Here is a 19315-nt window from a genome sequence, read left to right as displayed (position 1 = left end):
TACGCCCGGATCCGCGGTGCGGATCCTAGCTTCGCATCGCGTTCATCGTCAGCAACTCATAGGTCGCCGCGGTCTCGCCGGTGCCGGTCGTGATCTCGACGTCCCAGCGCACTTCGCCATACTGCTTGTTGCGCGGCGTCTTCTCCTTCGCGGTCAGCCGCACCTGGATCTGCTCGCCCGGCTGCACCGGCTTGATGAAGCGCAGCGAGTCGAGGCCGTAATTCGCCAGCACCGGGCCGTAGTCGGGATCGACGAACAGGCCCGCCGCGAACGACAGCAGCAGGTAGCCATGTGCGACGCGGCCCGGGAAGAACGGATGTCCCTTGGTCGCTTCCTCGTCCATATGGGCGTAGAAGGTGTCGCCGGTGAAATGCGCGAAGTGCTCGATGTCGTCGAGCGTGATCTGCCGCGATTTCGAGACCAGCGTGCGGCCGATCTCGAGATCGTCGTAGTGATAGCGGAACGGGTGCAGGTCGCCCTCGAGCATCGGGCTGCCCTTGAACCAGCGGCCGGTGACGCCGCTCAGCATGCGAGGGGAGCCCTGCAACGCGGTGCGCTGCATGTAGTGTTGCAGGCTGCGGACGCCGCCCAATTCCTCGCCGCCGCCGGCGCGGCCCGGGCCGCCATGAACCATCTGCGGCATTGGCGAGCCGTGTCCGGTGTGCTCGGTCGCGCAGTCGCGGTCGATGATCGCGACGCGGCCGTGAAAACTGCCGATGCCGAACGCGAGCTCGGTCGCGGCCGCGATGTCGTGGGTGTAGACCGATGCGACCAGGCTGCCGCCGCCGCGATTGGCCAGCGCGACGGCCTGGTCGAGATCGTCATAGCCCATCACGGTGCTGACCGGCCCGAACGCCTCGATCTCGTGCACAGCGGTTGCGGCGAGCGCCTTCGCGCAGTGCAGCAGCAGCGGCGGCACGAAAGCACCGCGCCTGGCGTCGGCGTCGATCAGCGGGAAGTTATCGGGATCGCCCGCCACCAGTTCGGCCTCGGCGCGAAGCCTCGCCACATGGCCGAGCACGTCGCTGCGCTGGGCGAGGCCGACCAGCGGCCCCATTCTGACCTTCTCGTTCTCGGGATTGCCGATCGCGACCTTGGCGAGGCGCTCGCGCAGCGCCGTGATCACGGCATCGATCTGCGCCGACGGCGCCAGCGCGCGGCGGATCGCGGTGCATTTCTGCCCGGCCTTGACCGTCATCTCCTTCGCCACCTCCTTGATGAAGAGGTCGAACTCCGGGCTTCCCGGCACGGCGTCCGGCGCCAGGATGGCCGCGTTGAGCGAATCCCGCTCGGCGATGAACCTGACCGCCTCGCGCGCGATGACCGGGTGCCGTTGCAGCTTCTGCGATGTGTCGGCCGAGCCGGTGAACGACACCACATCCTGGCAGGTGAGGTGATCGAACAGGTCGCCGGTCGATCCGACGATGAATTGCAAGGCGCCTTCCGGCAATACGCCGGATTCGGTGATCATCCGCACCAGCTCGTAGGCCACGTAGGAGGTGACGGTCGCCGGCTTGGTGACGACGGGAACGCCGGCAAGCAGCGCGGGCGCCAGCTTCTCCAGCATGCCCCAGCACGGGAAGTTGAACGCGTTGATATGCACGGCAACGCCGTGCAGCGGCGTGACGATGTGCTGACCGGCGAACGCGCCGCCCTTGGAGAGCCCCTCGACATTGCCGTCGAGCAGGAATTTGGTGTTCGGGAGCTCGCGGCGTCCCTTGCTGGCGTAGACGAACAGCGTGCCGATGCCGCCGTCGACGTCAATGGCAGCGTCGGTGCGGGTCGCTCCCGCATGCAGCGACAATCTGTAGAGCCGGTCCTTGTGCTGGTTCAGATAGTCGGCCAGCGCCTTCAGCAGGCCCGCCCGCTGATGGAACGACAGCTTGCGAAGATTCTTGCCGCCGACCGCGCGGCCGTAGGCCAGGATCTCGCGCATCTCGAGATCGCTCCGCGTCGTGAGCGCCACCACGTCGCCGGTCACGGCGCTGTGAATCTCCGCCGCAGGCTCGCCGGCGCCGCTCCATTTTCCCCGGATGAAGCTGTCAAGTTTCATGATGGTGTCCGCGGTCCGTGCGCCGCCGGATTGAGGCTGTGTCATCGAAATCGAATCCCTTGACCTGTGATCTCTGTTGCGTCTTGCCTTGTCGGCGGAACGTTCAATGCTACGCCCGTCCGACAAAGCGCGGCGAGCGCTTTTCGAGGAATGCGGTGACGCCTTCGGCGAAGTCGGACGTTCGCCCGGCGCGGCCCTGGAAGTCGCGCTCGAGCTCGAGTTGAGCATCGAGCGTGTTGGTCTCGGATGCATCGAGTGCCTGCTTGATCAGGGCAAGGCCGTCGGTCGGTTGGGTTGCGAGATTGGCGGCGAGGGCATGGGCCTCGGCCATCAGCTCCGCATCCTCGACCATCCTCCAGATCATGCCCCAGGCTTCCGCGCGTTCGGCGGAGACCGGCTCGGCCAGCAAGGTCAGGGCGCGCGCCCGCGCCGGGCCGACCAGCCGCGGCAGGAACCAGGTGCCGCCGGAGTCCGGGACGAGGCCGAGCTTCGCGAATGCCTGGATGAACTTGGCCGACCGCGCGGCGAGTACGATATCGCAGGCGAAGGCGACATTCGCCCCGGCACCCGCGGCCACGCCGTTGACGGCGCACACCACCGGCATCGGAAGGTTGCGCAGCTTGCGCACCAGCGGGTTGTAGAATTTTTCGATAGGCACCGAGAGATCTGGCGTTTCGCCCGGCGTGAACACGCCGTCCGAGAGATCCTGCCCGGCGCAGAATCCGCGTCCGGCCCCAGTCAGGATCAGCGCGCGGCAGGATTTGTCCTGCTCGGCCGCGACCAGCGCGGCCATCAATGCGGCGTGCAGCTCGGCGCTGAACGAATTCAGCCGGTCGGGCCTGTTGAGCGTCAGGACGCGATATCCGGCGCGGATATCGGTCAACACCAAATCGCTGACCATGATGACCTCCCGTTGCGGCTTCTGATGACCGAGCCTGTAAAGCCCGTGACCGGATTACTATTGACCGTCCGGTCAGTCAATTATAATTCCGCGCTCGATGGACGGCGTCTTCGGGCCTATCGGAGCGAGGACGATTTTAGTCCCGGCCGCGAATTCGGGCACGACCAACACGGCAAGATCGGAACAATTTCGCGCGCGCTGCACGGTGCTGCGTATTTGCGAAGCTTATGCGCTGCGCGCTTGACACTTGTCAGAACGAGGCATCGGCGGAACCCTCGAAAGGTTCATGTTTGCCTCCGGTTGCATGGCCCCCATGCTTCGCTGTGCGCGGCCACAAATCAGCCGTATATCGGCGGCGATTTCCGCCGCCATGAAAGCGAGCCAATGACAATGCAGTCGGGCGATATCACAGGGTTTCGGTTCTCGACTGCGCATCTCGGCGCGCGTGACCGCTTGCCGATCTTTCGCGAGCAGATCGGGCGGATGATCGTGAAGCTCGATCCGGAGCCGCTCGACGACGGCGGCTTTCATGCCGAAGCGAATGTGCGCGAATTATCCGGGCTCGGCATCGGATCCTGGGCGTGCAGCAATCTCAGGATCGCAAGACCGCGCGAGCTGCTCGACGGCACCGACGATTTGGTGCTGACCATCATCACGAGCGGCAACACCCGTGCCTCGCAACGCGGCCGCGACATCGATCTCGGTCCCGGGCAGGCCGTGCTGCAGACGAGCGCGGAGGCCGGCAACATGGTGGTGCCGGTTTCGCCGAGCCGCTTCGTCGGGCTCCGCCTGCCGCGCAAGGCGCTGGCATCGCTGGTCAGCGATCCCGAAGACATGCTGATCCGCCCGTTGCCGGCGAACACCGAAGCCATGCGTCTGCTGGCGCTCTACATCAGGGAACTCGACGATAGCTACCAGCTTTCGACTCCCGAGTTGCGAGGCGCCGTCGTCAAGCATCTGATCGATCTCGGCGCGCTGATCATCGGCGCCAACCGCGATGCCGCGGTGGCTGCGGAAGACGGGGGACTGGCGGCCGCCCGGCTCGCCGCGGTCAAGGCCGACATCAGCGACAATCTCGGCTATGGCGACCTCACTCTGCCCGCGGTGGCTGCCCGGTTGAGGCTCACGCCGCGTCATATCCAGCGACTGTTCGAAAGCGCCGGCTCGACATTCTCCGAATTCGTGCTCGGCCAGCGCCTGGCGCGCGCGCATCATCTGCTGACCGATCCGCGCCACAGCCGCAGCACCATCGGCACGATCGCGTTCGAGGTCGGGTTCGGCGATCTGTCCTACTTCAACCGTACCTTCCGCCGGAAATACGGCATGACGCCGTCCGATATTCGCGCGGTGCCGCGGCACTCCTGACCAGGTGTCTCAATTCCTGCGCCGCCGGACTGCGGGCAGCCATGCAGCGACAAGTTCGATCCACGTCGTGGAGCGATGTCGCTTACGTCCAAATCGATGTCGCATTGGTCCGTGCCGCATATCCCCGAACCACATAAAAGGCAGCTTCCGCGTGGTCTTGCCTGCGGGACGATGCCGCTCAGGCCGGTATTGGCACCATGGGCGTAGCATCGCGTGCATCGGCTCTAATACAGGAAGTAGCATGGCTCCGCCTCGCTTGATCGCCCGCCATCTCGCCCATCCGCGCGGCGTATTCGGCCGCTTTGTGGGTGGCCTGATGAACCGGCACAACAGTCGGATGAACCGCTTTGCGCTGGAGTTGCTCGATGTGAAGCCCTCCGACCGCGTGGCCGAGATCGGGTTCGGCGGCGGCGCGACGCTCGCCCCATTGCTCGACCGCGCTGCGCATCTGACAGCAGTCGATCGCTCGCAAGACGTGGTGGCGTGGGCGACGGCGCGATACCGGACTGCGATCGATGCCGGGCGCGCCGACTTTCGCACCGGAGAGATCGAGGCCCTGCCGCTTCAGAACGGTCAGTTCGATAAGGTGTGCAGCGTCAACACGGTGTACTTCTGGCGGTCGCTTTCCGCGGGCGCCAGCGAGATCAGACGGGTGCTCAAGACCGACGGCGTGCTCGCGCTCGGCTTCCTGCCGGGTGATGCGATGGAGCGCTCGGGATATCCCGAGGACATCTTCGCCTTTCGAGCCGTCGACGATGTTGGACATGCCTTGCGGCAAGCCGGATTCGGAACCGTCGAGATCCATCGTCCCGAGCCCGGCACGGCGTGGAATGTGCTCGTCGCGCGATAGCAAGCGTATCCACCGTTCAATGCCGCTTGCAACGAAGGCTGCGTGTGCATCGACATTGCTTCCGGAGAAGGATCACGACGCAGCGAACCTGTTCGGCGTTGGGCGCACTCATTCAGGAAGGATCGCGCGCATGTCGGCCTCACTCATTCGATCAGCATCGGTCTGCCTGCTACCGGGAATAGCGCCGATCGCCACCGAAGCCGCGGGTGCGGTCAAGGACGGATGCGACTGACTGCTGCGAGTTTGCTCCCCCAATCAAGAGAGAAGGAATGACCATGCCTCCGATAGCCAAAGGGGCCTTTCTGGTCCTGCTCACCGGGCTGACGTCCTGGTGCGCGCGGGCGAACGATACATCCGCCGCGCTAGAAACCGGGGGACTCCGCTTCAAGCAGGACCGCGATATCGTGATGCGCTCGGAGGATCTTTTCATCTCCGAGAAGCAGATCCGGATCGTCTACCGATTCTTCAACACCTCGGCCGCCGACAAGACGATCATGATCGCGTTCCCGATGCCCGATGTCGCTGGCAAAGCGAGCGACGAGAATGTCGCAATCCCCACCAACGATCCCGAGAACATCTTTGATTTCCACGTCTCCGTCGACGGCGAGGCGGCCTCGCCGCATCTCGAGCAGACCGCGCTGGCGAACGACGTGGACCAGACGGCGCTGCTGCGCAAGCTCGGCATTCCGCTGATGCCGATCAGGGGTCCCGCCGGCGAGCTGCTCGACAAATTGCCGAAATCGAACTGGCCGGAGCTCGTCAAGCTCGGTGTCGGCACCATCGAGACCTATGGGTCGGGTGGCCCGATGCAGGACCATCTGCTGCCGGCCTGGACGTTGCGCTCGGCCTATACCTGGACGCAGACCTTCCCTGCCGGCCGCGAGATCACGCTCGAGCAGACCTATCGTCCGAGCGTCGGGGGCTCGGTGCAGACGATCATCGGCGCCGACAACTGGCGCAGCAATCCGGAGGCGCCGGCGTTTCTCGCGTCATATTGCATCGACGACGACCTGATCCGCAGCCTGGAGCGGGCGCGTGCGACCAGGCGCGCTCCCTATCCCCCGTTCAGCGAACGGTCGATCGCCTATGTGCTCTCGACCGGCGCCAACTGGGCGGCGCCGATCGGCGAATTCCATCTCACCATCGACAAGGGCGAGCCCGGCAATTTCGTCAGCTTCTGTGCGGATGGCGTCAAGAAGACCGGTCCGACGCGCTTCGAAGTCCGGCACACGAACTTCACCCCGTCGCGAGATCTGAAGATCGTCATCTTCGTGCCGAACCCGAACTAGCTCCGGTGCAGCCATGAGGCGTGTACTCGAGATGGCGCTGGCGCCGGCCGTGTGCCTGCTGCACTGCATCGGCGCGTTCGCCGCGCCGGCATCGGCGCAGTCGACCGATCCGCATCATCCGGCGGCGCTTGGTCCGGGTATCAACCGTGCCAACATCACCAACGATGTCAGCGGCCATTACTACACCTTCATGGCAGGGCCGGGCCATGTCGATGTCGAGCTCGCCTTCAAGGAGATGGGCGTGTTCGGCCGTCCGCTGCCGCAGCATCTCAATTTCGATTTCTGGAACGCGGACGGCGTCCGGCTGTCCCACATCGAAGTCCTGTCTCAGGGCGGCATCGCCCACCGGCACACCGACGCCGATCTGCCGGCACGACAAAAGATCAATCTGGCGGTCTCGACGCAATGGGGCGCGATCAAGGTCGGCGGCTACTACGAGATCGAGTTGAAAGGTGCCGTCGAGAACGCGGCGCCGGTCGGGACTGACGTCAAGCCGGCAGAGCCCCAACCGCTGGTGCGGCCGTGATCGGGAGCCCGACTTCTATGTGCTCTCATGCACACAAGACTAATTCCAATCGCGCCGGTCTTGCGCATCATTCCAGGCACCAATGCACGGCAACGTGTTTCACATTGTTGCCCGATGTCGCATATGTCCAATCCCCCGTCGCCCCAGTCCGAGCCGGCCGGCTGCCGCGCGCATACAAGGCAGCCCCCGGTGATCGTCGCACCCAGCGAAATGAGTCGGTTGCGATGCATTGAGGCGACTTGAGACCATCGAGGAGAATGTGATGAAGTTTGCACTTGGATATTTTCTTGCGCTCGGCGCGAGCCTGGCCTTGTCCGGCGCGGCCATGGCCCAGGATATCAGTGTTGCCGTGGTCGGGCCGATGACCGGCTCGGAGGCGAGCTTCGGCCAGCAGTTCAAGAATGGCGCCGATCTCGCGATTGCCGACATCAACGCGGCGGGCGGCGTGCTGGGAAAGAAGCTGAAGCTGGAAGTCGGCGACGACGCCTGCGATCCGAAGCAGGCGGTGTCGGTTGCGGAGAAGATGGCGGGTGCGAAGATTCCGTTCGTCGTCGGGCACTTCTGCTCGTCGACCTCGATTCCCGCCTCGGACGCCTATGCCGAGGGCAATGTGCTGCAGATCACGCCGGGCTCGACCAACCCGCTGTTCACCGAGCGCGGGCTGTGGAACACGTTCCGCGTCTGCGGCCGCGACGACCAGCAGGGCATGGTCGCTGCGGCCTATATCATCAAGAACTACAAGACCAAGAACGTCGCGATCATCCACGACAAGACGACCTATGGCAAAGGCCTTGCCGACGAAACCAAGAACGCCATCAATGCGGCAGGCGTGAAGGAAAAGCTCTATGAAGCCTACACCAAGGGCGACAAGGACTTTGCGGCGCTGGTGTCCCGCTTCAAGAAGGAGTCGATCGATTTCGTTTATGTCGGTGGCTACTACGCCGAGGCCGCGCTGATCCTGCGCCAGATGCGAGAGCAGGGCGTCAATGCCGTGCTGATGGGGGGCGACGCCCTGGTCGACAAGCAGTTCGCGGCGATCGCGGGTCCGCTCGCCGAGGGTTCGCTGTTCACCTTCTCGCCGGATCCGCGCAAGAGGGTGACCGCGGCCGCGACCTTGAAGAAGTTCAAGGACAAGGGCATCGATCCGGACGGCTATACGCTCTACAGCTATGCCGCCTTCCAGATCTGGAGTCAGGCGGCAACCCGCGCTCAGACCACGGATGCCAAGAAGGTCGCAGCCGCCATCAAGGCCGGAAGCTGGGACACCGTGCTCGGCAACATCAGCTACACGCCGAAGGGTGACATCACCCTGATCGACTACGTCGTGTACCGCCGCGACAAGGACGGCAACTACGCCGAACTGGCGGCCGGTCAATGATCGCTGGCCGCGACATCGGCGCTCCTCCCCGATCGATGTCGCGGCAGCTTTTGTCCAGCTGCGCCGGCTCACAGCGCCAACGGACCAACCCTTTGCCAGCCCCGGGGTGTTGGCGCTGTGAGGCCTGGCGGAGCGATCACCGGCCTGCCGGCACCGATCGCCGGCACCGCGGCCGACGATGCTGCGAAGAGAGCCAGCGCATTCCGACAATCGAAGAGAGTCCATATGTCTGATATGAGTCTGACCAACGACGGCGGTCGGGGTGGCGGCGGTTCAGCCGAATGGCGCGGCGCCGGGACGTCGCAGGGATCGTCTCAAGGGCCGTCGCATTCCTATCCGCTGCTGGTGCGTGACCACGGCCTTGGCACCGCGCTGAAGCTGTTGTTCGAGACGCTGCCTTATGCGCTGGCGCGCTGGGGCGTGTTGCTCGGCTTTGCCGCGGCGTGCGCGGCTTGGGCCATCGTCGCCGTGGGCGGCGCGGTGTGGCTCGGCACCTATGTCGCCAGCGTGTTCGGTTATTGCTGGCTGCTCGGCATCCTGCTGCTCGGCGGCTGGATCTGGGGTGCCATCCTGCGCTACACGCTGCATGTGATCGCCTGCGGCCATGTCGCCGTGCTGACCGAGCTGATCACGCGTGGCCGTATCGGCAACGGCAGCGAAGGGCAGTTTGCCTATGGCCGCCGGATCGTGATGGACCGCTTCGGCGAGGTCGCAATCCTGTTCGGGCTCAATGCGCTGATCCGCGCCGTGCTGCGCGCATTCCACAATGCACTCGATACGCTCGGCGAATGGCTGCCGGCGCCCGGCATGAAGGCGATCGTCGGTCTGCTCAACACCATCCTGTCGGCCGCGACGCGCTATTTGGACAAGGTGGTGCTGTCCTACGACCTGGCGCGCGGCGGCGACGATCCCCGGCGCAACATCCAGGATGGCCTGGTCTATTACTGCCAGAACGCCAAGCCGATCCTGACGACGTCGGTCTGGATGGTCATCGTCGAGCGGATCCTGAGCATCCTGCTGTGCCTGCTGCTGCTCGTCCCCGCCGGCGTGGCGACGGTCTGGCTGCCGGAGGCGGTCAGGGAGTATGGCGCCCTGGTCACCGTGTTCATCGCGGCCCTGCTGGCGGTGACGGTGCGCGCGGCGTTCATCCAGCCGCTGTTCCTGATCTGCATGATGATCCGCTTTCATGCGCTGATCGAGCACCAGCCGATCAATTCGACCTGGGTCGGATATCTCGATGGCTTGTCCGACAAGTTCCGGCAGATCGGCCGCTGAGGCCGGCGGACGACAGGCATGCATCCGGGGCGTCGGTGCCCGATGCCGATCGTATTTTGGTAACGGAGGATTTGGTGACCGATCTCACGCTCGACAATGATGGCGTCAGGCTTGCCGCATCGGTCGACGGCCCGACGGACGGTGAGCCGATCCTGTTTCTGCACGGCCTGTCGCTGAGCCGCGACACGTGGCAGGAAATCGGCGGTCGGCTCAGCGATCGGTACCGGGTCTGGACCCTGGACTTCCGCGGACACGGCCACTCCGATCGGGCCGCGCGCTACGCGCTCGCCGACTATGTTTCGGACGCGGAGACGGTGCTGGCTGCAATCGGGCGCCCGACGGTGATCGTCGGGCACTCGCTCGGCGGCTGCGTTGCCGGCGTGCTGGCGCAGCGTAATGATGTCAATGTGCGTGCCGCCTTGCTCGAGGATCCGCCATGGTATCTCGGCCAGCCGGGCGAGTGGGAGAAATCGGCATTCCCAAAACTGTTTGCGATCGTCAGCGCGCGTCAGGCGGCGTGGCAGCAGGCGTGCGCGCCGCTCGGCACCTACCTTGCGTTCCTTGCCGACTCTCCGACGCCGATGGGCGGGATCGGCCGCGATCATTTCGGCTCCCGTCATCTGCTGAGCCATGCGTCGGCGCTGCAACGGCAGGACGGGCGGTGCTGGGCGGACGGAAACGTTGCGGCCTCGGTGCTTGCGGCGATTCCGACCGAGCGGGAATTCCTCTGTCCCGTCAGGATTATCCAGGCCGATCCCGGATGTGGGGCGGCCCTGCTCGAGGGCCACGAGGCGCGCTTCGCGCACGCCAATCCGCGCGCCGACATCGTCCGCTATGAGGGCTGCGGCCATTCACCCCACCGCGCCATCGCGTTCGAGCAGCGCTTCGCGGCGGACCTGCAGGCTTTCTTGTCGCGTGTATAGCCGGAGTGAGCACGGCGCGACAACGAAGCCGCGATGACGAACGGCAATCCGACCCCTGCCATTCACGAACTGACGCGGGTACTTCCATGCAAGAGACATCCGGCTACGACCCGAACTACGTGATGGGGCGCTCGACCGCGGAGACCGACAGGCTCAAGCGGCAGTCGCAGCTTTACGACGCATCGACCTGGCAGCTGCTGCGGGAGGCCGGACTCTCGCCGGGCATGAAGGTGCTCGATATCGGAAGCGGGGCCGGCAACGTGTCCTTCATCGCCGCAAGCCTGGTCGGCGAGAGCGGGGCGGTCGTCGGCGTCGACAGCAATCCCGCCATCGTCGCGGAGGCCGCGAGCACGGCGCGTTCGCTCGGCCTGAGCCAGGTCTCGTTCCGGGTCGGCGACATCACCGCGATCGAGCTGGAGCGCGATTTCGATGCGGTGGTCGGCCGGCTCGTGCTGATCTATGTCAGGGATCCCGCGGCGCTGGTTCGGCAGCTGCTTGAGCACGTCAAGCCCGGCGGCATCGTGGCGTTCCAGGATCTCGACTGGGGCGAGGGACCGATCGCCAATCCGCCGTCGCCGCTGCTGTCGCAGGCATGGGGCCAGGTGAGGGAGATGTTCCGGCGCGCGGGGTTGAACAACCGGATGGGTCTTGCGCTGCGTGGCGTCTTCGTCGCAGCCGGGCTTGCGGAGCCGCGCATGAGCCTGTTTGCGCCGGTCGGCGGCGGCGCTGATTTCGACGGCTATGACTACATGGCGAGCGGGATGCGCAGCAACCAGCCACACATCCTCAAGCTTGGCGTCGCCACCGAGGCGGAGCTCGCGCTGGACAGCTTTGCCGAGCGGCTGCGCGCCGAGGTGGTTGCGGCGAACGGCGTGTTCGCGCTGCCGACCTTTGTCGGGGCCTGGTCGCGCAAGCCGCCGCGCTAAGCGCGGCAGGCCCGGCCGTCACGCATTCTGCGCAAAGCGCGTGGTGCCTGCGACCGGCGCAAGCCATGGGACGGCGTGGTCGGTGTAGATCTCGATCTGCGGCTGCAGCCCGTCGGTGCTGTCGAGCGTGCCGGCCTTGACCACGACCTTGCCCGGCATCAGCGCCGTCTTCGCCAGGATCGGCGAGCCGCAGGCTGCACAGAAATGGCGATGCACCGGCTGGCCGCTGTCGCCGGTATCGATGAATACGGCAGTCTCGCCGGATTGCCGGTAGTCGGTCTCGCGGATCACGAGGTTGAAGGAAAACAGGCTGCCGCTCTGTCGCCGGCAGTGCGTGCAATGGCAGATCGCGATGCCGCGCGGCTCGGCCTTCAATTCGTAGCGCACCGCGCCGCACAGGCAGCCGCCCTTTCGATCCGTCATGATGATCCCTCCTGGAATGTCGACCAGACAAATCTCGCTCAGGCGCCCACCACCGCGTCGACAAAAGTCGCGGCTGACTCCTTTAACTGCTTTCGGCTGTCGCCGGCGCGTTCCATCACGGCGAGGCCGCGCGTGAAGGTCACGATGACCCGCGCCAGCCGGTGGGCGTCGGCCGCCCGCCGCCCGCCCGGCGTGGCACCGAGGGTCTTGCCGATCAGCTGCTCGAGCCGGCCCAGCACATCCTGCACGCGCTGGCGCACTGCGGCGCTCGAAATCCCGGCATCGAGCGCGGTGCGCGTGGTCAGGCAGCCGCGCGCCGGCGAGCCGTCGGTCATGTTGACGATGATCATGTCGAAGAAATTTTGCAGGGCCGTCGTCGTGTCGCGGTGGGCCAGCGCATTGCCGGCCGCTTCCAGGAACTGCGCGGCATACCGATCGAAGGCGCGCAGGAAGATCGCTTCCTTGTCGCCATAGGCGTTGTAGAGGCTGCCGCGCTGCACGCCGGTCGCCGCCGCGAGGTCCTGCATGGTCGCGTCGTGCAATCCCTTGCGCCAGAACACGTCGAGCGCGGTTGCGATCACCTCGTCCTCGTCGAATTGGCGCACGCCTACCATGTGATTTCGCTCCAGCAAGCCATTCTTGACACGATCGTCAATATTGACAATGATGTCAAGAATGATGCCGCAGGAGATCGAAATGATTACCGCCGTCACGACGTTCAGATTGCCAAAGCCGATCACGCGCGAGGAAGCCCGCAGCATCTTCCTGAGCACCGCGCCGATCTATCGCGGCGTTCAGGGGCTGTTTCGCAAGACCTACGTGCTGTCCGAGGACGGCATGACGGCCGGCGGGATCTATTTCTGGAACTCGCGGGGCGAGGCGGAAGCACTGTACACCGATGCATGGCGCGCCGGTGCCCGCGAGAAATATGGCGCCGATCCGACGGTCGCCTATTTCGAGAGCCCCGTGGTGGTCGACAACATCGCCGAGGAGATCCGCTCCGGCGACGAATAGGAAGGCGCCGTCATCGCAGATCGGCGGTGGTACGGAACTTTTGACCGTCGGTCGGCCCGTTGCCTGCATGTGAAGCGCGACGCGCGTCCGCTTGTGCTCGGCGCGCCTGCGAGGCTAGTGTCCCCTGCAAGCAAGAAAACTGCACGGGAGCCGTCACGGTGAACCAATCTTCATCCTCACATCTGGCGCCTGCTTCGGCGCTGCCGCGTCGCAGGCTCGGTCGCACCGGGCTCGATGTCTCCATCCTCGGCTTCGGCACCGCGCCGCTCGGCGATCTCTTCGTGCAGCTCGATGATGCGACCGCGATCGCGGCGGCGGAGCGGGCCTTCGCGCTGGGGGTCAACCTGCTGGATTCCTCCCCGCTCTATGGCCATGGCCTCGCCGAGCATCGCAGCGGCACCGCGCTGCGTCGCGTGGCACGCGACGAAATCGTCGTCTGCACCAAGGTCGGTCGCTGGATGGACCCATTTCACGGCCGCGGCGATGGCTCCAATTTCGCCGGCGGCGCGCCGCACCGCGCGGTGTTCGACTATTCCTATGACGGTACCATGCGCTCGGTCGAGCAGTCGTTGCTGCGGCTCGGCACCGATCGCATCGAGCTGCTGCTGATCCACGACGTCGACGTCTGGACCCACGGAGCCGACGCGATCGAGGCGCGGTTTCGCGAGGCGATGGAGGGTGCCTACGTCGCGCTCGACAAGCTTCGCGCCGAGCGCGTGGTCAAGGGCATCGGGATCGGTGTCAACGAGGCCGAGATGTGCGTGCGCTTCGCCAAGGCGGGCACCTTCGACACCATGCTGCTGGCCGGCCGCTACTCGCTGCTGGAGCAGCCGGCGCTCGCCGAGTTCCTGCCGCTGGCAGAGAAGCAAGGCATCGGCATGATGCTCGGCGGCGTGTTCAATTCCGGCATCCTGGCGACCGGCGCGGTTGCCGGCGCCAAGTACAATTACAAGGACGCGCCGCCCGACGTGATGCAGAAGGTCGCGGCGATCGAGCGCGTCTGCCGCGCCCATGGCGTGCCGCTGCCGACCGCGGCGCTGCATTTCGCGCTCGGCCATCCCGCGGTCGCGAGCCTCGTGCTCGGCGCGCAGACGCCGCAGGAGGTTGAGCGCAACGTCGCCGCCTTGTCGTCGCCCGTCCCGGCCGCGCTGTGGCGTGATCTGAAGGCCGAGCGGCTGCTCGACCTGCACGCGCCGGTGCCGGCATGATGCGGATCGATGCCCATCACCACGTCTGGACCCTGGCCCGCGCCGATTACGGCTGGCTGACGCCCGAGCGCGGGCCGATCTATCGCGACTTCGGCCTGGCCGATCTGGCGCCGCACCTCGCAGCGGCCGCGATCGAAGGCACCATCCTGGTGCAGGCCGCACCGACTGAAGCCGAGACGGCGTTCATGCTCGATGTGGCCAAAGGCACCGAGCAGGTGCGCGGCGTGGTCGGCTGGATCGATTTCGATGCTGACGACGCCGCGACGCGGGTCGACGCGGCAGCCGATCGCGAACTGCTGGTCGGCCTGCGGCCGATGGTGCAGGACATCGCCGACGATGACTGGCTGCTGCGGCCGGAACTGGCCGCGCCGCTCGAGGCTATGGCGCAGTACGGCCTCGTGTTCGACGCACTGGTGCTGCCGCGCCATTTGCCGCGGCTCATTCAGGTGGTCGATCGTCATCCCGACCTGCAATTCGTGCTCGACCATTTCGGCAAGCCGCAGCTCGCAACCGGTGACATCGCGGCCTGGAAGGACGACATCGCAAGCCTGGCCACCCGCTCCAACGTCGTCTGCAAGCTGTCGGGTCTTGCGACGGAGGCGGCGCCGAACTGGCAGCTCGCCGACTTGCGCGAGGCGGTGGATCATGCACTGGCATGTTTCTCCCCGCAACGGATGCTGTGGGGCAGCGATTGGCCTGTCATCAATCTCGCCGGCGGCTATGCACACTGGTTCGAGGCGGCGGAGACTCTGCTGGCTGATTTGTCAAGTGACGCAAAGGCCGCGATTTTCGGCGGCAATGCGGCGCGGGTTTATTTGTCAAGCCGCGGGCGTCAAACATCCCGGAAATAGATTGCGGCGTGCGCCCAATTTGATCCACAGCGCGCCTTGATGAATCATTCCGGGATGGTCCATAAGCGGCGTCCGCGCCGTCGGTGATCCGGCGACGCAATGGAATTTCAGAGAGATGAGCGTGGCAAAGATTCATCATCAGATTGCGCAGGAGCTGGGGGTTCGCGACGAGCAGGTCGAGGCGGCGGTGACGCTGCTCGACGGCGGCGCTACGGTGCCGTTCATCGCGCGATACCGCAAGGAGCTCACCGGCGCGCTCGATGACGCACAGCTGCGCACGCTGGAGGAGCGGCTGACATACTTGCGCGAGCTCGAGGAACGCCGCACCGCGGTGCTCAACTCGATCCGCGAGCAGGGCAAGCTCGATGCCGCGCTCGAAGCCCAGATCATGGCGGCCGACAGCAAGGGCCGTCTGGAAGACATCTACCTGCCGTACAAGCCGAAGCGCCGCACCAAGGCCGAGATCGCCAAGGAGGCCGGGCTCGAGCCGCTCGCCGATCAGCTCCTGAGCCAACCGCAGCACGACCCGAACGAGGCGGCTGCCCCCTTCGTCAATGCCGAGAAGCAGGTCGCCGACGTCGCCGCCGCGCTGGACGGCGCCCGCGCCATCCTGGTCGAGCGCTTCGCCGAGGATGCCGACCTGATCGGCGCGCTGCGCGAGGAGATGTGGTCGAACGGCATCATGGCCTCGACCGTCCGCACCGGCAAGAAAACCGAGGGCGAGAAGTTCAAGGACTATTTCGATTTCTCCGAACCGTTGCCGAAGCTGCCGTCGCACCGCATCCTGGCGCTGTTCCGCGGCGAGAAGGAAGAGATACTCGATCTCGCGATCAAGCCGGAAGCGCAGGAGCCTGTGGTCGGCGTGCCCGGTCTCTACGAGCTCCGGATCATGAACCGCTTTGCGATCTCCAGCCAGGGCCGCAAGGGCGACAAGTGGCTGACGGAGACCGTGCGCTGGGCCTGGCGCACCAAGATCCAGATTCATCTCAACATCGACCTGCGGATGCGGCTTTGGACCGCGGCCGAGACCGAAGCGGTGCGGGTGTTCGCTTCCAATCTGCGCGACCTGCTGCTGGCGGCGCCGGCCGGCCCGCGCGCCACCATGGGGCTCGATCCCGGCTATCGCACCGGCGTCAAGGTCGCGGTAATCGATGCCACCGGCAAGGTGGTGGCGCATACCGCGATCTTCCCGCACGAGCCGCAGCGGCGCTGGGACGAGGCGCTGGCGATCCTCGGCAAGCTCGCGATCGAGCACGGCGTCGAGCTGATCGCGATCGGCAACGGCACGGCTTCACGCGAGACCGACAAGCTCGCCGCCGAGCTGGTGAAGCGGCTGCCCGAGCGCAAGATGACCAAGATCGTGGTCTCCGAGGCCGGCGCGTCGGTCTATTCGGCCTCCGCCTTCGCCTCGAGCGAATTGCCCGACCTCGACGTCACCATTCGCGGTGCGGTCTCGATCGCGCGGCGCCTGCAGGATCCGCTGGCCGAATTGGTCAAGATCGAACCGAAGGCGATCGGCGTCGGTCAGTACCAACACGATCTCGGCGAGGCCAAGCTGGCGCGCTCGCTCGATGCGGTGGTGGAAGACTGCGTGAACGCCGTCGGCGTCGATGCCAACACGGCCTCGGTGCCGCTGCTGGCGCGGGTGTCGGGCATCGGGCAGGGGCTCGCGCAGAGCATCGTGCAGCACCGCGACGCCAACGGCCCGTTCAAGTCGCGCAAGGCGCTCAAGGAGGTGCCGCGGCTCGGACCGAAGGCGTTCGAGCAATGCGCCGGCTTCCTGCGCATCAGCAATGGCGAGGACCCGCTCGATTCATCCGGCGTGCATCCGGAAGCCTATCCGGTGGTGCGCCGCATCCTCGAGGCGACCAAGAGCGACATCAAGGCGCTGATCGGCAACGCCGACGTGGTGCGCGGGCTCAGGCCGCAATCCTTTGTCGACGATACGTTCGGCCTGCCGACCGTCACCGACATTCTGCGCGAGCTGGAAAAGCCCGGCCGCGACCCGCGTCCGGCGTTCAAGGCGGCAGTGTTCAAGGACGGCGTCGAGGAGGTCAAGGACCTCAAGAAGGGCATGATCCTCGAGGGCACGGTGACCAACGTCGCCGCCTTTGGCGCGTTCGTCGATATCGGCGTGCACCAGGACGGGCTGGTGCACATCTCGGCGATGTCGCGGAATTTCATCAAGGACCCGCGCGAGGTGGTGAAGCCGGGCGACATCGTCAAGGTCAAGGTGCTGGACGTCGAGGTCGCGCGCAAGCGCATCGCGCTGACCTTGCGGCTTGACGACGAGATCGGTCCGAAGAAGGACAACGCGGGACCGTCACGCGATTTCTCGCGCGGCTCCGCCAAGATGACGTCGTCGGCGCCGCGCCGTCCGCAGGAGCAGTCCGGCGGCGGCGCGCTCGCCGAGGCGCTACGCCGCGCCGCCGAGAAGAGCGGCCGCGGCAAGCCGACTTAGGTCCGCTATGCGGGCGCAATCCCCGTCATGCTGAGGAGGCCGCGTAGCGGCCGTCTCGAAGCACGACGGCCAGACTGTGCCCGTGCATCCTTCGAGACGCGCTGCGCGCTCGTCCAGCGACAATGGCTGCGCCATTGCGCGGGGATGACGGAGCGAAAGCGGTACTTGATCCGTCCCGGCTTGCGCTAAAGCTTTCCCGCCGCAAACCGCGCGAGCGCGTCAGCGACACCCTTGCCGTAACCCGGATCGGCCTTGCTGCAATTCGCGACATGCCGGTCCTGGATGTGCTTCGACGCCTGGCCGACCTGGCGGGCGGTGTTGTCGAACAGCGCCTGCTTTTGGGCCGCACTCATCTTGCGGAACAGATTTCCCGGCTGCTGCCAGTGGTCCTCATCAACGCGATGATCCCAATGCGCGGCCGCGCCTGAGATTTCCAGCGGCGGCTCGTTGAGCTGCGGCTGGTCGGTCCATTCGCCATGGCTGTTCGGCCAATAGGTCAGCGTGGCGCCGAGATTGCCGTCGGTGCGCATCGCGCCGTCGCGGTGATAGCTGTGGAACGGGCATTTCGGTGCGTTGACCGGGATCTGGTGGTGGTTGACGCCGAGCCGGTAGCGCTGCGCGTCGCCATAGGAGAACAGGCGGGCCTGCAGCATCTTGTCCGGTGAATAGCCGATCCCGGGCACGACGTTGGCCGGCGTGAACGCGGCCTGCTCGACCTCGGCGAAGAAATTCTCCGGGTTGCGATTGAGCTCGAAATACCCGACCTCGATCAGGGGATACTCCGCCTTCGGCCATACCTTGGTCAGATCGAACGGGTTGAACTTGAAGGCCTCGGCTTGCGCGTCCGTCATCACCTGGATGAACAGCGTCCAACGCGGGAAATCGCCATGCTCGATGCTGTTGAACAGGTCGCGCTGGTGGCTTTCGCGGTCCTTGCCGACCAGCGCCTCGGCCTCGGCGTCGGTCAGATTCTCGACGCCCTGCCGGGTGCGGAAGTGGAACTTCACCCAGACCCGCTCGTTGCCGGCGTTGATGAAGCTGTAGGTGTGGCTGCCGAAGCCGTGCTGATGGCGGAAGCTCCTGGGGATACCGCGCTCGCTCATGACGATGGTGACCTGGTGCAGCGCTTCCGGCAGCAGCGTCCAGAAATCCCAGTTCATGTCGGGGTCACGCACGCCAGTGCGCGGATGGCGCTTGATCGCGTGGTTGAGGTCGATGAAGCGCAGGGGATCGCGGAAGAAGAACACCGGCGTGTTGTTGCCCACCACATCCCAATTGCCTTCATCGCTGTAGAATTTCAGCGCGAAGCCGCGGATGTCGCGCTCGGCATCGGCGGCGCCGCGTTCGCCGGCGACGGTCGAGAACCGCGCGAACATCGGCGTCTGCTTGCCGATCTCCGCGAAGATGCTGGCCTTGGTGTAGCGCGTGATGTCGTGGGTGACGGTGAAGGTGCCGTGCGCGCCGGCGCCCTTGGCGTGCATCCGGCGCTCCGGGATCACTTCGCGGTGAAAATGCGCGAGCTTCTCGATCAGCCAGACGTCCTGCAGCAGCGCCGGGCCGCGCGGACCCGCGGTCATGATGTTCACATTATCGGCAACGGGTGCGCCGGAGGCGTGGGTCAAAAACGGGCGTTTGGTCTCGTCGCTCATCGATAGCTCCTTGCTGGAAGTCAGCACTCGTCGTCCCGGCGCTGAGAGAAGCCCGGTGAAGACGATTGCATCGTGGATGGGTTGCGGCCGGCGCGACGGAAACCCGGCGATCGACAAATTGTGAACCGGACCGGCGATCCCGCCACGACGACGTCGTGTTTTGGATAGGTGCAGGATTAAGAAACCCGGCGGATCGAATCAACGCGCGCCAGCCGCTGATTCC

17 protein-coding genes are annotated in these 19315 nt (G+C 65.6%); 12 read left to right on the top strand and 5 right to left on the bottom strand.

Annotation, left to right across the window (positions count from 1 at the left end; translation table 11 throughout):
* Positions 1-25 precede the first annotated feature (25 nt).
* Together paaZ and paaG are read right to left on the bottom strand one after the other, a co-directional pair.
* A complete protein-coding gene (gene paaZ / locus BRSPCE3_RS17530) occupies positions 26-2053 on the bottom strand; it encodes a phenylacetic acid degradation bifunctional protein PaaZ (protein WP_244067191.1) in 2028 nt (675 codons plus the stop codon).
* Between the two features lie 109 nt (positions 2054-2162).
* Positions 2163-2954, bottom strand: a complete 792-nt coding sequence (gene paaG, locus BRSPCE3_RS17525) for a 2-(1,2-epoxy-1,2-dihydrophenyl)acetyl-CoA isomerase PaaG (RefSeq protein WP_244067190.1) — start codon at positions 2952-2954, stop codon at positions 2163-2165.
* A 24-nt stretch (positions 2955-2978) separates the two neighbouring features.
* Here paaG and BRSPCE3_RS17520 point away from each other — a divergent pair, with 24 nt between their 5' ends.
* The 8 genes from BRSPCE3_RS17520 to BRSPCE3_RS17485 all read left to right on the top strand — a co-directional run bounded on the left by BRSPCE3_RS17520 (position 2979) and on the right by BRSPCE3_RS17485 (position 11486).
* A complete protein-coding gene (locus tag BRSPCE3_RS17520) occupies positions 2979-4319 on the top strand; it encodes an AraC family transcriptional regulator (RefSeq protein ID WP_244067189.1) in 1341 nt (446 codons plus the stop codon).
* A gap of 256 nt (positions 4320-4575) precedes the next feature.
* Complete coding sequence (locus BRSPCE3_RS17515) at positions 4576-5169, top strand: class I SAM-dependent methyltransferase (protein ID WP_244067188.1); 594 nt, start codon at positions 4576-4578, stop codon at positions 5167-5169.
* A gap of 269 nt (positions 5170-5438) precedes the next feature.
* The gene (locus BRSPCE3_RS17510) at positions 5439-6458 is read left to right on the top strand and encodes a DUF4424 domain-containing protein (RefSeq protein WP_244067187.1); all 1020 of its coding nucleotides are present in this window, start codon (positions 5439-5441) and stop codon (positions 6456-6458) included.
* A gap of 13 nt (positions 6459-6471) precedes the next feature.
* The gene (locus BRSPCE3_RS17505) at positions 6472-6984 is read left to right on the top strand and encodes a hypothetical protein (RefSeq protein WP_244067186.1); all 513 of its coding nucleotides are present in this window, start codon (positions 6472-6474) and stop codon (positions 6982-6984) included.
* A gap of 262 nt (positions 6985-7246) precedes the next feature.
* The gene (locus BRSPCE3_RS17500; RefSeq protein ID WP_244067185.1) at positions 7247-8362 is read left to right on the top strand and encodes a branched-chain amino acid ABC transporter substrate-binding protein; all 1116 of its coding nucleotides are present in this window, start codon (positions 7247-7249) and stop codon (positions 8360-8362) included.
* 225 nt (positions 8363-8587) lie between these two features.
* Positions 8588-9637 carry a hypothetical protein gene (locus tag BRSPCE3_RS17495; RefSeq protein WP_244067184.1) on the top strand — a complete coding sequence of 350 codons (1050 nt, stop codon included), beginning with the start codon at positions 8588-8590 and terminating at the stop codon, positions 9635-9637.
* Between the two features lie 74 nt (positions 9638-9711).
* On the top strand, positions 9712-10560 hold the full coding sequence (locus tag BRSPCE3_RS17490; protein ID WP_244067183.1) for an alpha/beta fold hydrolase: 849 nt from the start codon (positions 9712-9714) through the stop codon (positions 10558-10560).
* An 86-nt stretch (positions 10561-10646) separates the two neighbouring features.
* Entirely contained in the window at positions 10647-11486 is an 840-nt protein-coding gene (locus BRSPCE3_RS17485) for a class I SAM-dependent methyltransferase (protein ID WP_244067182.1), read from the top strand.
* A gap of 18 nt (positions 11487-11504) precedes the next feature.
* Here BRSPCE3_RS17485 and BRSPCE3_RS17480 read toward each other — a convergent pair whose 3' ends face one another.
* Both BRSPCE3_RS17480 and BRSPCE3_RS17475 read right to left on the bottom strand, forming a co-directional pair.
* Complete coding sequence (locus BRSPCE3_RS17480) at positions 11505-11909, bottom strand: GFA family protein (RefSeq protein ID WP_244067181.1); 405 nt, start codon at positions 11907-11909, stop codon at positions 11505-11507.
* A 38-nt stretch (positions 11910-11947) separates the two neighbouring features.
* Positions 11948-12649, bottom strand: coding sequence for a TetR/AcrR family transcriptional regulator (locus tag BRSPCE3_RS17475; protein ID WP_244067180.1), 702 nt, complete (start codon positions 12647-12649; stop codon positions 11948-11950).
* Between BRSPCE3_RS17475 and BRSPCE3_RS17470 the strand changes: the two genes are divergently transcribed.
* The 4 genes from BRSPCE3_RS17470 (at position 12633) to BRSPCE3_RS17455 (ending at position 17443) form a co-directional block, all read left to right on the top strand.
* Positions 12633-12923: a monooxygenase gene (locus tag BRSPCE3_RS17470; protein WP_244067179.1), complete on the top strand. Its 291-nt coding sequence runs from the start codon at positions 12633-12635 to the stop codon at positions 12921-12923. The two genes, BRSPCE3_RS17475 and BRSPCE3_RS17470, sit on opposite strands and share 17 nt — an antisense overlap.
* A gap of 182 nt (positions 12924-13105) precedes the next feature.
* Positions 13106-14131: an aldo/keto reductase gene (locus BRSPCE3_RS17465; protein ID WP_244067268.1), complete on the top strand. Its 1026-nt coding sequence runs from the start codon at positions 13106-13108 to the stop codon at positions 14129-14131.
* Entirely contained in the window at positions 14128-14982 is an 855-nt protein-coding gene (locus BRSPCE3_RS17460) for an amidohydrolase (protein ID WP_244067178.1), read from the top strand. The genes BRSPCE3_RS17465 and BRSPCE3_RS17460 overlap by 4 nt, the downstream gene beginning before the upstream one ends.
* A 115-nt stretch (positions 14983-15097) precedes the next feature.
* Entirely contained in the window at positions 15098-17443 is a 2346-nt protein-coding gene (locus tag BRSPCE3_RS17455; RefSeq protein WP_244067177.1) for a Tex family protein, read from the top strand.
* 185 nt (positions 17444-17628) lie between these two features.
* On the opposite strand, the gene BRSPCE3_RS17450 is transcribed toward BRSPCE3_RS17455, so the two are convergent.
* Positions 17629-19092 (bottom strand): catalase, encoded by a 1464-nt coding sequence (locus BRSPCE3_RS17450; RefSeq protein WP_244067176.1) that lies wholly within the window; start codon positions 19090-19092, stop codon positions 17629-17631.
* Positions 19093-19315 lie beyond the last annotated feature (223 nt).

Source organism: Bradyrhizobium sp. Ce-3 (assembly GCF_022835695.1).
Lineage (GTDB): Bacteria > Pseudomonadota > Alphaproteobacteria > Rhizobiales > Xanthobacteraceae > Bradyrhizobium.
This window is presented reverse-complemented; position numbering and strand designations above follow the sequence as displayed.